Source organism: Ruegeria sp. N4 (genome assembly GCF_056531425.1).
In genome coordinates this window covers 127985-140617 of record NZ_JBQFLT010000001.1, presented here as the reverse complement: position 1 = coordinate 140617, position 12633 = coordinate 127985, and the positions used below count along the sequence as shown (strand labels likewise).

The following is a 12633-nucleotide window of genomic DNA, read 5'->3' as shown; positions in this document are numbered from 1 at the left end:
GATGGACGCTGCCACGACCATATCCCCTGCTGTTCTGATCCTTCTCGGCCCTCCGGGCGCCGGGAAGGGTACGCAGGCGCGAATGCTCGAGGACAAGTTCGGCCTCGTTCAACTCAGCACGGGCGATCTTTTGCGCGCCGCCGTGGCCGCAGGCACCGAGGCCGGTAATGCGGCAAAAGCAGTAATGGAGGCTGGTGATCTGGTCAGTGACGAGATCGTCATCGCCATCCTGCGCGACCGTATGGCCGAGCCCGATTGCGCCAAGGGCGTTATCCTAGACGGCTTCCCCCGCACAACCGTTCAGGCCGAGGCTTTGGATGGGTTGCTGGCGGAAAGCGACCAGAAGATCAGCGCCGCAATCAGCCTTGAGGTTGAGGACGCCGAAATGGTGATCCGGATCTCGGGCCGCTACACCTGTGCAGGCTGTGGCGAAGGCTATCACGACCGGTTCAAACAGCCCGCCGTTGAAGGCACCTGCGACAATTGCGGCGGCACCGAGTTCAAGCGTCGCGCGGATGACAACGCGGAAACGGTGGCTTCGCGCCTGACCGCCTATCACGCGCAGACCGCACCGCTGATCAGCTACTACGAAACCCAAGGCGTGCTGAAACGTAAAAACGCCATGGGCCAGATTGAGGACATCGCGCGCGACCTGGAGGTGATCGTCAGCGACGCGATGAAGTAAGGGGAGGAGAAAGGCCGCAAGGCTTTGATCCCACAACAGAATACTTCAATGAACCGCCCTGGCGGAACAGAGAAGTTATGCCGGACGTCACGGGGCGTTTGGAAACATCGAGAAGCGGCCCGCAGCACTGGAGGAGTTGGGCAACGGGTCGCCCAACGAGGAAGCGAAGGAGGAAACCGCAATGGCGGATCAATCTACAAACTCCGCGCAGACTGCCGAAGCCGATAAGGGCTATTGGCAGGCCAACCTGCGCCTCATCTACATCAGCCTCGCGATTTGGGCGCTGGTGTCGTTTGGATTCGGCATTCTGCTGCGTCCGCTGCTGTCCGGCATTTCTGTTGGCGGCACCGATCTGGGCTTTTGGTTCGCCCAGCAGGGATCGATCCTGGTCTTTCTGGTGCTGATCTTCAACTACGCCTGGCGCATGAACAAGCTGGACGCCGAATACGGCGTGGATGAAGAGTAAGGGAGAGCGGGGATAATGGATCAGTTTACCATCAACCTGCTGTTTGTTGGCGCATCCTTCGCGCTATACATCGGCATCGCGATCTGGGCCCGCGCGGGTTCCACATCTGAATTCTACGCCGCCGGTCGCGGCGTTCACCCGGTCACCAACGGTATGGCAACAGCGGCAGACTGGATGTCTGCGGCCTCGTTCATCTCGATGGCGGGCCTTATTGCCTTTACCGGCTATGACAACTCGACCTTCCTGATGGGTTGGACCGGTGGCTACGTGCTGCTGGCTCTGCTGCTTGCGCCCTACCTGCGTAAGTTCGGCAAATACACCGTCTCGGAATTCATCGGCGACCGTTTCTACAGCCAGACCGCACGTGTCGTTGCGGTTGTCTGTCTGATCGTTGCGTCAGTGACCTACGTGATCGGTCAGATGACCGGCGTGGGCGTGGCCTTTGGCCGCTTCCTCGAGGTTGACAACACCACCGGCCTGCTGATCGGTGCCGCTGTTGTGTTTGCCTACGCGGTGTTTGGTGGGATGAAGGGCGTGACCTACACTCAGGTCGCTCAGTACTGCGTGCTGATCACCGCCTACACCATCCCGGCCATCTTCATCTCGCTGCAGCTGACAGGCACGCCGATCCCGGCGTTGGGTCTGTTTGGCGATACCGCAAGCGGTGAGCCGCTGCTGACCAAGCTGGACGCGATCGTGACCGAGCTGGGCTTTAACGAGTACACGGCCCACCATTCGAACACGCTGAACATGGTGCTGTTCACGCTGTCGCTGATGATCGGTACCGCCGGTCTGCCGCACGTGATCATGCGCTTCTTCACCGTGCCGAAAGTGTCTGACGCACGTTGGTCCGCTGGCTGGACGCTGGTCTTCATCGCTCTGCTGTATCTGACTGCCCCTGCGGTTGGTGCCATGGCGCGTCTGAACATCAGTGACATGATGTGGCCCAATGGCGGCATCGAAGGCGGAGCCGTGTCGGTCGAGGAAATCGACAACGATCCTCGCTATGACTGGATGGCCACATGGCAGAAAACCGGTCTGCTGGATTGGGAAGACAAGAATGGCGACGGCAAGATCCAGTACTACAACGATGCCAATGCAGATATGCAGGCACTCGCTGAAGAAAAAGGCTGGGTCGGAAACGAGCTGACCAAGTTCAACCGCGACATCCTGGTTCTGGCGAACCCGGAGATTGCCAACCTGCCAGGTTGGGTTGTGGGTCTGGTTGCTGCCGGTGGTCTGGCCGCTGCCCTGTCCACGGCTGCGGGTCTGTTGCTGGCGATCTCGTCGGCGGTGTCCCACGACCTTGTCAAAGGTGCGATCAACCCGTCGATCTCTGAAAAGGGTGAACTTCTGGCGGCGCGGATCGCAATGGCCGTTGCCATCGTGGTCGCAACATGGCTGGGTCTGAACCCACCGGGCTTTGCGGCGCAAACCGTGGCCTTGGCCTTTGGTCTGGCGGCAGCCTCGATCTTCCCGGCGCTGATGATGGGGATCTTCTCGACCCGCATCAACAACACCGGCGCGGTTGCTGGCATGATGGCTGGTCTGGTTGTGACCCTGGTCTACATCTTCCTGCACAAGGGCTGGCTGTTCATTCCGGGCACCAACTCGTTCACCGATGCTGACCCGCTGCTGGGTCCGATCAAGTCGACCTCGTTCGGCGCAATCGGTGCGATGATCAACTTCGGCGTAGCCTACGTCGTCGCCGGTATGACCAAAGAGACTCCGCAGGAGATCAAAGATCTGGTCGAAAGCGTTCGCATTCCCCGTGGTGCTGGCGCAGCTCAGAATAAATGAGCATGATGCGGTGCATGGATAACCTCTATGTGCCGCGTCTTTCGACTTACTGTTCCCGCCCGGCATTCCACCGGGCGGGATTTTTACTCAGACCATCCGGAGGTATCTGATGCCCTTGTCCCACGACCAGATCACCCGGTTTCTGAAATCCGTACACCCCTATGACGCGCTTCCAGACTCGGTGCTGGCGGATATCGCCCAGCAGATCGAGGTGTGGGAGGTCGACGAGGACTCCGAAGTCTATGATCTGGGCCATACCCTGCCCGGCGTTTTTCTGATCTACGAAGGTCAGGTCGAAATATCCGATGAAAACGGCGCTGTGGTTTCGCAACTTGGGCTGCGAAATTCCTTTGGCGAACGCGGGCTGCTGAAGGACGGCAAGGCAGCCACCAAAGCGCGGGCGCATTCACCATCTGTGCTGATCGTTCTGCCGCCTGATCTGGTGCGCGAGCTGATCGACGGGCACGAAATCGTGTCGAAATTCTTTGACCGGTCACGCGGCGACCGTGCCGGGCCGCAAAGCCTTGCGACCAGCGCCATCGATACTCTGATGGCGCATAGCCCGGCCACCTGCCCCCCTGCGACGCCGGTGCAAGACGCAGCGCGCATTATGCGTGACAAGCGCATTTCATCCCTCTGCGTGACGGATGCTGATGGCTTGGTGGGGATTGCCACGCTGCGGGATATCTCGGGCAAATACGTGGCGGACGCGCTTCCGGCGGATACTCCGGTCTCGCAGATCATGACGCCGAACCCCACGACGCTTTCGCCTTCGGACATCGGATCGGATGTGCTGCATGTGATGATGGAGCGCGGGATCGGCCATATCCCGATTTGCGAAGGGGGGCGTCTGGTCGGGATCGTGACGCAAACCGATCTGACCCACTATCAGGCCGTCAATTCGGCGGAGCTGGTGCGCCGTATCGCCAATGCCAACAGCGCCGAGGATATGGCCAAGGTCACGGCAGAGATCCCGCAGCTTCTGGTGCAGCTTGTGGCGGGGGGCAACCGGCACGAGATCGTGACCCGGCTGATCACCGACATTGCCGACACAGCCACAAGACGGCTGTTGGCGCTGGCCGAGGAAAAACTGGGGCCACCGCCTGTCCCTTACCTGTGGCTGGCCTGCGGTTCACAAGGGCGACAGGAACAGACAGGCGTGTCCGATCAGGACAATTGCCTGATGTTGGATGACAGCGCCTCCGACGCCGATATGCCATATTTTCAATCGCTTGCGAAGTTCGTCTCGGACGGGCTGGACGTGTGCGGATATTTCTATTGCCCCGGCGACATGATGGCGACCAATCCGCGCTGGTGCCAGCCTGTGCGGGTCTGGCGCGAGTATTTCAGCGGCTGGATTGCCAAACCCAACCCCGAGGCGCAGATGCTGGCCTCGGTCATGTTTGACCTGCGTCCAATTGGCGGCGCGTTCGAGCTGTTTGCCGATTTGCACGCCAACACGCTGAAAGCGGCCAGTTCGAACTCGATCTTTGTGGCGCATATGATCTCGAACTCGCTGAAGCATACTCCGCCGCTGGGCTTGCTGCGCGGGTTTGCCACGATCCGGTCAGGCGAGCATCGCAACACTTTGGACCTGAAACACAACGGCGTCGTGCCCGTGGTCGATCTGGCGCGGATTTACGCCCTGCAAGGTCAACTGACCGAGGCAAACACCCGCGCCCGCCTGAAAGCTGCCGAGGCGACAGGTGTTCTCAGCCCTTCTGGGGCGCGGGACCTATTGGATGCCTATGACCTGATCGCTGAAACCCGGCTGGAACATCAGGTCCGGATTGTAAAAGCTGGACGGGAACCGGATAACTACCTGCCACCCTCGGACCTGTCGGATTTTGAGCGCAGCCATTTGCGGGACGCGTTTGTTGTCATCAAGACGATGCAATCGGCTGTGGGTCACGGCAAGGGGATGCTAGGCTAAACCTGCGCCTGTGTCGCACAAGGGATCGCCTTCGGCGACCGTATTTGGAACGAAAAGAAGGGGCGTGTCGCGCCCGAAAACTGGAGGAACCGCATGTTTCTGGAACTGATCGGCACAATATTCGCGGGTTTTGCATTCGCCGGGATCGTGATGGTGCTGAACAAACTGACGGGCGGTCTGTTGCCGCGTTGGGCCACTCCGGTCGCGGCAGGTTTGGGGATGATCGGGATGACGATCGCCAGCGAGTATTCCTGGTATGATCGCACCCGGGACACTCTGCCAGACAGTCTGGCGGTGATCCAAGAGGTCGAAAGCCGCGCGTTTTATCGCCCCTGGACATATGCGGTGCCCTTTGTGGACCGGTTCGCCGCAATTGATACGGTTTCCGTGAAGACCAACGATCAGGTGCCAGATCAGCGTCTGGTCGATCTGTATTTCTTTGGCCGCTGGTCACCGGTCTCCAAACTGCCCGTCGCCGTGAACTGCGCCGAAAATCGCCGTGCGAGCCTGGCGGATGGGGCCGAATTTGGCGATGACGGTCAGTTGCTGAACGCCGACTGGATTACAGCCGAAACCGGCGACCCGATTATCGAGGCAACCTGCGGAGTGTAACCATGCTGACCCGCCTCAGCCTTCGGATCCGGATCTTTCTGTTCTTCTGCCTTCTTGCCGCTGGCGGGGTGGCCGTCAGTACCGTTGCGCTGTGGGTCAGCTATGCCCGCGCAGACATGCCGGAATTGTTGGATGCCTTTGTCTTCTCGGGCCTGTTGACCGGGTTTGGGTTACTGGCGCTTATCGCGGGGGTTTGGCTGTTGTTCGACGACAACGTCGCCAAGCCCATTGAGCGCCTCTCGGCTGAATTACGGGCCCGCGCGCATGCCGGGGTCAGCACCGATATGGATGTTGATGCGGCAAAATATCTGGGTGATCTGGCCCCTGCCGCTGCGGGATTGGCGGATCAGCTATCCGACAAAACCCTGAACATCGCCGAGGCAGTCGCCGCCGAAACCGCCAATCTGGCCGCGGAAAAGCAACGCCTGACCGCGTTGTTGACCGAGATTCCGGTGGCCATGCTGTTGTCCAGCCCATCGCACAAGATCGTTCTTTATGACGCGCAGGCGGCAGAGGTTTTGGCGCAGATCGCACACCCACGCCTCAACGCGTCCCTGTTCGAATACCTCGATCCCGAGCCGCTGGAAAAAGCTTATGCCCGATTGACCAAGACCGGCATGGATGTCGAATGCACCCTGATCAGCATTGACGGCAATCAAAGCTATCAGGCTCGTATGAAGCCTTTGGGCGATGCGCCGGGCTATATGCTGATCTTCGACGACAGCGCCGCGCGTATTGCGCCCGAGGCCGCCCGCCCCCTGGTTTATGACTTCGACCTGCTGACCACGGCCGCAGAGGAAGCGTTCGAGCAGCGCGACCTGTCAGATCTGTGCTTTGTGGTCTTCGACACCGAAACCACCGGCCTGTTGCCGCACAAAGACGAAATCGTTCAGATCGGCGCGGTACGTGTCATCAAAGGGCGCATCGTCGAGGGCGAGCAGTTGGACATGCTGGTCGATCCAGGCATCCCGATCCCCGCAGCCTCGACCAAAGTGCACAAGGTCAGCGACCACATGGTTCAGGGCGCGCCGGATATCGCGCAGGCCGGACGGGTGTTTCACCAATTCGCACGCGACGCCGTGATCGTGGCGCATAACGCGCCGTTCGACATGGCCTTTTTGCGCCGTCACGCAAAACGCATGGATGTCGAATGGGATCACCCCATTCTGGACACGGTTCTGCTGTCGGCGGTCCTGTTCGGGGCCAGCGAAACGCATACGCTGGACGCTGTATGTGACCGGCTGGACATCACCATCCCCGAGGCGCTGCGCCACACCGCCCTTGGGGACGCCGTCGCAACGGCCGAGGCTTTGGTCAGGATGCTGCCGATGTTGCAGGCAAGGCAGATGGCCACGTTTGGCGCGGTTATTGCCGAGACACGCAAACATGGGCGTCTGCTGGAAGACCTCAACTGATCGGGGAATATGCGCGCGACATTAAGCTTTTGATGGACAAACCGGATGGCGCGTGGCACCTCAGGCGCGCCGGAACCAAGAGCGTGCAATGACCGAAAACACCTTCACCCCCAGCCCCGATCAAAGCACCGCCTTTCGCGAGGCATTGGGCTGTTTCGGAACGGGTGTCACGGTCGTAACCACGCACACGGAAAACGGCCCGCGCGCGATCACCGTGAACTCTTTTGCCTCGGTCTCGCTGGATCCGCCTTTGGTGCTGTGGTGTCTTGCCAAGGATTCATACCGCTTCAACGCCTTCAACGGGTGCCAGCACTATGCAATCCACGTCATGGCACAGGAACAGCAGGATGCCGCACTGAAATTCGCGCGCGACGGCACCGATTTCTCTCATGCCAAATGGGAACTGGATGCAGCCGGTCGCCCACAACTGGCCGAGTGTCTGGCCCGGTTTGACTGCCAGCTTCATGCCAAACACGAGGCCGGGGATCATCTGATCCTTGTCGGTCAGGTGGAACAGGTGATGTACCGCACCGGCAAGGGCCTGATCTTCAAGCGTGGTCAGTTCGGCGGCTTTGTCGACAACGTTTAATCGTCTAGCGACCCATGAACCGCCAGCGCCTCTAGCTGGGTTTCTTGCGGCGTGATCACGCGGAATGCCTCGTGCACACCGCTTTCGGTCAGCTCACGCGCGACGGTCAGCAGGGTGTTCGGCGCGTGCTCATCGCAGAGTTCCGACATATGCTCGATTTCCGCCTGCGCCACGCCCAGCGCATCCTCGACCGATGGCGCGCCATAGAACTGCACGAAATGCTCGGCCAGGTTTTGGATGATCTGATCTTTTTCCGCCGCTTCGATCTGGGTCACCGCAACAAATGTCACGCGCCCGAAGGTCTCTAACCCCAACCAGCCATTGGCGAAGGCCTGCCGGGATTTCCCCTCAAGATCGCCCTGCCCCCAGTTCGAGAATTCGAACCCGCCCGAGATGCACCATTCTCCGGTGCGCGCAGGGGAATGAAACACATTCATGTCGCTTTCATCGAAATGGATCGCACGGGCGAGTTTCATCAGGTCGTCTCCAATAATTCTGTCAGCGGGCGCAGGTGGGTGTCGTCACCGTCCCGGATCAGCATACCGAACCGCTCATCCGTGCCCAGAAAGACGCCCCGGTCGGCCAGCGGTTCCCCGACGCCACGCAGAAGACCCAGCCATTCGCCGTGCAATGGCGCGTTGCCGTCCTCTTGCCAGCGGTTGAGCCATGTCAGCATATGCCGTGACCAGCTTTCCACCAGTTGGGTTGCAGATACGTCGGCGCAGCCTTCGTCATACAGCGCAGTGATGTCCGGAGTGTTCCCCGGTGCATCGCTGGTTTGCAGCAGCGCCAGTTCCCATCCGATCACCAGCCAGTCGGGCATCTGATCCGGGTCTGTGGTCGAGGCTGCGACGTGGAACTGTCCACATTTCGCGCCATTCACGCAGATCAGCCCGTCCCAACCAAGATGCACGGCCACTTCGGGCGGGGCCAGCGCGCCCAGCGCATTCTGGAACCCCACAGCGCACAACGGCAGCATCGCCATGGCATCCTGCAATGGCACCTCGGGCGCGAAGACGATGGCCACGCGCAAGCGGTCGGCCTGAATGTTGTAGACCACCGACCCTGCATCACAGCCCAGCGCCGCCATGGCCTGCGCCTTCTCAAACGGGTCTTCCCCGCCCTGCGCAGGATGGCCCGTCAGCAGCGGAGGGAAGACCGGTTCGGTCATGCGTTCCCCTTGGCAATCATGTCGCGGGCGATCTTGCGGAACGCTTCGGCCTGCGGGCTGTCGGGCTTGGTGACGACGATGGGCGCGCCTCCGTCAGCGGCCAGACGGATGTCCAGATGCAGCGGAATTTCACCCAGCAGCGGGACGCCCAGCGCCTCGGCCTCTGCGGTGACACCGCCATGGCCAAAGATATGCTCCTCATGCCCGCAATTGGTACAGATATGGGTCGACATATTCTCGATCATGCCCACGATGGGCGTTTTGAGCTGATTGAACATGTCGATCCCTTTGCGGGCGTCGATCAGGGCCACATCCTGCGGGGTCGAGACGACAATAGCGCCGTCCACCTGGAACTTCTGGCTCAGCGTCAGTTGCACGTCGCCAGTGCCGGGTGGCAGATCGACGATCAGCACGTCCAGCGCACCCCATTGCACCTGGCTCATCATCTGTTGCAGCGCGCCCATCAGCATGGGTCCGCGCCAGACAACCGCCTGCCCTTCGTTGGTCATCAGACCCATCGACATCATGGTGACGCCATGGTTGCGCAGCGGCAGGATCGTCTTGCCATCCGGGCTGGCCGGACGGCCCGAAACACCCAGCATCCGGGGCTGCGACGGGCCATAAACATCCGCATCCAGCAGACCCACGCGCCGACCCTCGGCCGCCAAGGCGCAGGCGAGGTTGGCCGAGACGGTGGACTTACCCACCCCACCCTTGCCCGAGGCAACGGCGATGATCCGATCCACACCCGGAACCGCCTGCGGCCCGGTTTGCGAGGGTTTGGGCTTGGGCTTCAGATCCGGCGGGGCCTTGTCGGAATGCGCGGTCAACATGGCCGAGACCCTGGCGACACCGTCCACCATCTGCGCGGCCTGTTCGGCAGCGGCGCGCACAGGTTCCATGCGTTCGGCCTGCTTGGGATCGATCTCGAGCACAAACCGCACGGTGTCACCTTCGACATTCAGCGCGCGCACGACACCGGCGCTGACGATATCCTGACCGGACACCGGGTCGGTGATCTTTTTCAGGTTTGCAAGAACCGCGTCACGGACACTCATGCCTTCATCCCCTTACCCTGCATCGCATGGTTGCTTTTCATTGCATGTGTCTCCGTCTTTCTTCGTTCATTTGACGCATTTGCCAATTGGCCGTTAGGTTTGGCCATGCGCTTTGTCCTGTTGTGCCTCAGCCTGACGCTCACCGCCACCCCTTCCGGGTCGCAAGAGGCCATCGGCCTTGCCGCCCCGCCCGAGGTTTCAGACACGGGCCTTTTGCAACATATTCTTCCGCGCTTTTCACTCAAGACCGGGATACGCGTTATTGCCGCAGAAGACGGTGTTATGACGCTGTCGGCTGAACCCGGCGGCGATCCGGTCTTTGCCCGCGATACGGTGATCTATCATCTGAGCATTCAGGACGACCCGCGCCAGTCCCGGTTCCGTGACTGGTTGCTGTCGGACATTGGCAAGCGCACGGTCGAGAGTTTTGCACCGGATCAAGGTGCGCCGTTCAGCGCCAGTTTCGAAGTTGTCACTACCGACGATACCCCGACCACCGATGGTGACACTGCATTGGGCGAGGAACTGTCGATGACCCATTGCGGCAGGTGCCATGTGATCGGCCCTCAGAACCGGATGAACGGCCTGGGCTCGACCCCGTCTTTTGCGGTGTTGCGCACCCTGCCCGACTGGTCCGAACGGTTTCAGGCCTTCTTTGCGCTGAACCCGCACCCGGCCTTTACGCAGATCGATGGATTGACGCCGCCGTTCGACCCGTCGCGCCCCTCGCCCATTCATCCGGTTGAAATGACGCTGGACGATCTTGAGGCCATCCTTGCCTTTGTCTCGGTCATCGATGCGGCGGATCTGGGCGCGCCGCTGCAGCATCAATGATCCTTCCGTTTTGAGAAATAGTCGTCCGTCGTGACCACCCGAGGTTTCGGGTTGGACTGGAACGGATTGTCCTGGATCTTGAACTGCGCATTCACCCGGCAATTGTCACACATCTGGATCATTCGCGCCTGCTCGGACGAGGCAAACATCGGATGCCTGCCTGAAAGTTTCTCCATGATGCGCTCGACCGTTGACTTCACCCCGAACAACGCACCGCATTCCACGCAGGCAAACGGCTCTTCTTCGTTCAACACCTGCTGGGACAGGGCCGCATCGCTCAGGTCAAGTTGCGGCACCAAAGCAATTGCATCTTCCGGGCAGATATTCCGGCAAAGGCCGCATTGCAGGCAGGCGTCCTGCTGGAAGTTCAGTTGCGGTTTGTCCGGGTTGTCGATCAATGCCCCCGATGGGCAAAGCGACACACAGCTGAGACACAAGGTGCAGGCGTCGGTGTTCACCGCAACTGCCCCATATGGCGCACCTTCCGGCAGTGACAAAGGCGCGTCGGCTTCTGGGTTCAGGGCCTGCGCAGCCAACCGGGTGATTTGCCGACGGTTGCCCAAGGGCAGAACCGGATCGGCCAGCGGTGTCGGAACCTCTTGCGCGTAAAGCTGATCCGACACGGTGTCCGGGTCAGCCTCATCAATTAGTCCCAATGCGCCATCTCCGGCTATGGCTTTCGCCAGTTCAAGCTCTTGGTCCAGCGCGTCCCGCTCGGTTGTGGGGGCAAGCAGTATATCGACCCGCGCAAAGCCATGGGCCAGGGCGGCCAGCATTTCTGCATGGCCAAAGCCTGAAATCACGCTCAACTCCATTGGGATCACGTTAGCGGGCAGACCCCGGCCAAAGCGCGCGGCCAGACGGATCATCTCGGCCCCGTGGGCATCATGCACCAGCAGGCGCGGCGCTGCACCTCCGGCCCGGCGGTAAGTGCGGGCCAGAACATGCATCCGGGACAGGATCGCCGACACGGGCGGGTCCTCATAGGTAATCGCGGTCGAGGGGCACAGGGCGGCGCAAGCCCCGCAACCCGCGCAGATCATCGGGTCAATCGCAACATGCTCACCCGCCGGGGTGATTGCGCCAGTCGGGCAGATGTCGAGGCAATTGGTGCACGCAACCTGTTCGGCGCGGGAATGAGCACACAGGGTTTCCTCCAACCGGACATATAGCGGCTTTTCGAAGGTCCCCACCAACTGCGCGGCGTCAAAGGCCAGACGGGCAACCGCCACCGGATCGCGCGGGTCAGCGCGCAGATACCCTTCGCGCTTGGTCGGGGCCTGAACCAAGGCCGTGCCGCCGGTCAGGTCAATCAGGATATCGCATGCGGATTTCGCACCATCGCGGGGATCTGACCATGTGAAGGCCCCGCGCCCACCCGGTTCGACCTGCTGAACCTGATCGATCTGCAGCGAGAATCCCCCCAAGGCACCAGTGACCGAACGCACTTGCCCGCGCACCACATCAAAAGCGCGGCTGAAGGGAACACTGTCCTCGGACGTCAAAACCGTGACCGCCAAGGTACCGGACAGACGTTCCGCCAATTCAAACGCAGCCTCGGCGGGGCCAATGATGCAGCATGTCCCTTCGCTGATCACATCCACGCTGGGTGTGATTGGCAAGGGCACCAACACCTCGGCGGCCAACGCGGCCATCTTGGGCGCAGCGTCCCGGGCCTGATCCGACCAACCGGCGCGGTCCCTCAGGTCTACAAAGGCGGGTATGTCGACCTCAAGATCCCCGGCCAGATCGCGGAACACTTCCTGCTCTTGCCCGCAGGCGATCAGAACCGGATCATCGCCTTTCATGAACTCGGCCACCACGCCAAGCTCGCGGGTGCACAGGGCTGTGTGGGTTCTGGAACACTCGACTTCGCAGGCAGAGACTATCCGGTCGGCGTCAACGGGCTGTGACCCTTCGCAGTCACATAGGATGAGTTTGGTGGCCATGTCCCTCCCCCGGACAGCTTCCTTACTTGTCTACATTAGATGGTATCCTGCCGCTGGCAATCCAGCCCCTGCGCGCAGGCAGCGGCAAGTTGTTGGATAATTCGGAAATCCCCTTGTTTTC

12 protein-coding genes are annotated in these 12633 nt (G+C 60.8%); 8 read left to right on the top strand and 4 right to left on the bottom strand.

The window, feature by feature from the left end; translation table 11 throughout:
* Position 1: 1 nt before the first annotated feature.
* The 7 genes from ACR0LW_RS00700 (at position 2) to ACR0LW_RS00670 (ending at position 7500) form a co-directional block, all read left to right on the top strand.
* Positions 2–685 (top strand): adenylate kinase, encoded by a 684-nt coding sequence (locus ACR0LW_RS00700; protein ID WP_480881214.1) that lies wholly within the window; start codon positions 2–4, stop codon positions 683–685.
* A gap of 181 nt (positions 686–866) precedes the next feature.
* Positions 867–1151, top strand: coding sequence for a DUF4212 domain-containing protein (locus tag ACR0LW_RS00695; protein ID WP_170451294.1), 285 nt, complete (start codon positions 867–869; stop codon positions 1149–1151).
* A gap of 15 nt (positions 1152–1166) precedes the next feature.
* On the top strand, positions 1167–2951 hold the full coding sequence (locus tag ACR0LW_RS00690; RefSeq protein ID WP_170451296.1) for a sodium:solute symporter family protein: 1785 nt from the start codon (positions 1167–1169) through the stop codon (positions 2949–2951).
* 109 nt (positions 2952–3060) lie between these two features.
* Positions 3061–4884: a DUF294 nucleotidyltransferase-like domain-containing protein gene (locus ACR0LW_RS00685; protein WP_480881211.1), complete on the top strand. Its 1824-nt coding sequence runs from the start codon at positions 3061–3063 to the stop codon at positions 4882–4884.
* A 93-nt stretch (positions 4885–4977) separates the two neighbouring features.
* On the top strand, positions 4978–5496 hold the full coding sequence (locus ACR0LW_RS00680; protein ID WP_170518075.1) for a hypothetical protein: 519 nt from the start codon (positions 4978–4980) through the stop codon (positions 5494–5496).
* A gap of 2 nt (positions 5497–5498) precedes the next feature.
* On the top strand, positions 5499–6911 hold the full coding sequence (locus ACR0LW_RS00675; protein WP_480881208.1) for a 3'-5' exonuclease: 1413 nt from the start codon (positions 5499–5501) through the stop codon (positions 6909–6911).
* An 88-nt stretch (positions 6912–6999) separates the two neighbouring features.
* On the top strand, positions 7000–7500 hold the full coding sequence (locus tag ACR0LW_RS00670; protein WP_170451303.1) for a flavin reductase family protein: 501 nt from the start codon (positions 7000–7002) through the stop codon (positions 7498–7500).
* Here ACR0LW_RS00670 and ACR0LW_RS00665 read toward each other — a convergent pair.
* Genes ACR0LW_RS00665 through ACR0LW_RS00655 form a run of 3 tightly spaced genes read right to left on the bottom strand, consistent with a single transcriptional unit; the run spans position 7497 to position 9729 of the window.
* Positions 7497–7976, bottom strand: a complete 480-nt coding sequence (locus ACR0LW_RS00665) for a DUF6505 family protein (protein WP_170621668.1) — start codon at positions 7974–7976, stop codon at positions 7497–7499. The genes ACR0LW_RS00670 and ACR0LW_RS00665 overlap by 4 nt on opposite strands.
* The gene (locus tag ACR0LW_RS00660; RefSeq protein ID WP_480581526.1) at positions 7976–8671 is read right to left on the bottom strand and encodes a biotin/lipoate--protein ligase family protein; all 696 of its coding nucleotides are present in this window, start codon (positions 8669–8671) and stop codon (positions 7976–7978) included. Before ACR0LW_RS00660 ends, ACR0LW_RS00665 begins: the two co-directional genes overlap by 1 nt.
* The gene (locus ACR0LW_RS00655) at positions 8668–9729 is read right to left on the bottom strand and encodes an Mrp/NBP35 family ATP-binding protein (protein WP_480881205.1); all 1062 of its coding nucleotides are present in this window, start codon (positions 9727–9729) and stop codon (positions 8668–8670) included. The genes ACR0LW_RS00660 and ACR0LW_RS00655 overlap by 4 nt, the downstream gene beginning before the upstream one ends.
* A gap of 105 nt (positions 9730–9834) precedes the next feature.
* Between ACR0LW_RS00655 and ACR0LW_RS00650 the strand changes: the two genes are divergently transcribed.
* Positions 9835–10563 (top strand): c-type cytochrome, encoded by a 729-nt coding sequence (locus ACR0LW_RS00650; protein WP_480581530.1) that lies wholly within the window; start codon positions 9835–9837, stop codon positions 10561–10563.
* On the opposite strand, the gene ACR0LW_RS00645 is transcribed toward ACR0LW_RS00650, so the two are convergent.
* Positions 10557–12512: a 4Fe-4S binding protein gene (locus ACR0LW_RS00645; RefSeq protein WP_480881203.1), complete on the bottom strand. Its 1956-nt coding sequence runs from the start codon at positions 12510–12512 to the stop codon at positions 10557–10559. The genes ACR0LW_RS00650 and ACR0LW_RS00645 overlap by 7 nt on opposite strands.
* Positions 12513–12633 lie beyond the last annotated feature (121 nt).

Excerpts from the sequence above, each read along its gene's own strand:
- ACR0LW_RS00700 (WP_480881214.1), top strand. The coding sequence starts at position 2 with ATGGACGCTGCCACGACCATATCCCCTGCTGTTCTGATCCTTCTCGGC.
- ACR0LW_RS00695 (WP_170451294.1), top strand. The coding sequence starts at position 867 with ATGGCGGATCAATCTACAAACTCCGCGCAGACTGCCGAAGCCGATAAG.
- ACR0LW_RS00690 (WP_170451296.1), top strand. The coding sequence starts at position 1,167 with ATGGATCAGTTTACCATCAACCTGCTGTTTGTTGGCGCATCCTTCGCG.
- ACR0LW_RS00685 (WP_480881211.1), top strand. The coding sequence starts at position 3,061 with ATGCCCTTGTCCCACGACCAGATCACCCGGTTTCTGAAATCCGTACAC.
- ACR0LW_RS00680 (WP_170518075.1), top strand. The coding sequence starts at position 4,978 with ATGTTTCTGGAACTGATCGGCACAATATTCGCGGGTTTTGCATTCGCC.
- ACR0LW_RS00675 (WP_480881208.1), top strand. The coding sequence starts at position 5,499 with ATGCTGACCCGCCTCAGCCTTCGGATCCGGATCTTTCTGTTCTTCTGC.
- ACR0LW_RS00670 (WP_170451303.1), top strand. The coding sequence starts at position 7,000 with ATGACCGAAAACACCTTCACCCCCAGCCCCGATCAAAGCACCGCCTTT.
- ACR0LW_RS00665 (WP_170621668.1), bottom strand. The coding sequence starts at position 7,976 with ATGAAACTCGCCCGTGCGATCCATTTCGATGAAAGCGACATGAATGTG.
- ACR0LW_RS00660 (WP_480581526.1), bottom strand. The coding sequence starts at position 8,671 with ATGACCGAACCGGTCTTCCCTCCGCTGCTGACGGGCCATCCTGCGCAG.
- ACR0LW_RS00655 (WP_480881205.1), bottom strand. The coding sequence starts at position 9,729 with ATGAGTGTCCGTGACGCGGTTCTTGCAAACCTGAAAAAGATCACCGAC.
- ACR0LW_RS00650 (WP_480581530.1), top strand. The coding sequence starts at position 9,835 with ATGCGCTTTGTCCTGTTGTGCCTCAGCCTGACGCTCACCGCCACCCCT.
- ACR0LW_RS00645 (WP_480881203.1), bottom strand. The coding sequence starts at position 12,512 with ATGGCCACCAAACTCATCCTATGTGACTGCGAAGGGTCACAGCCCGTT.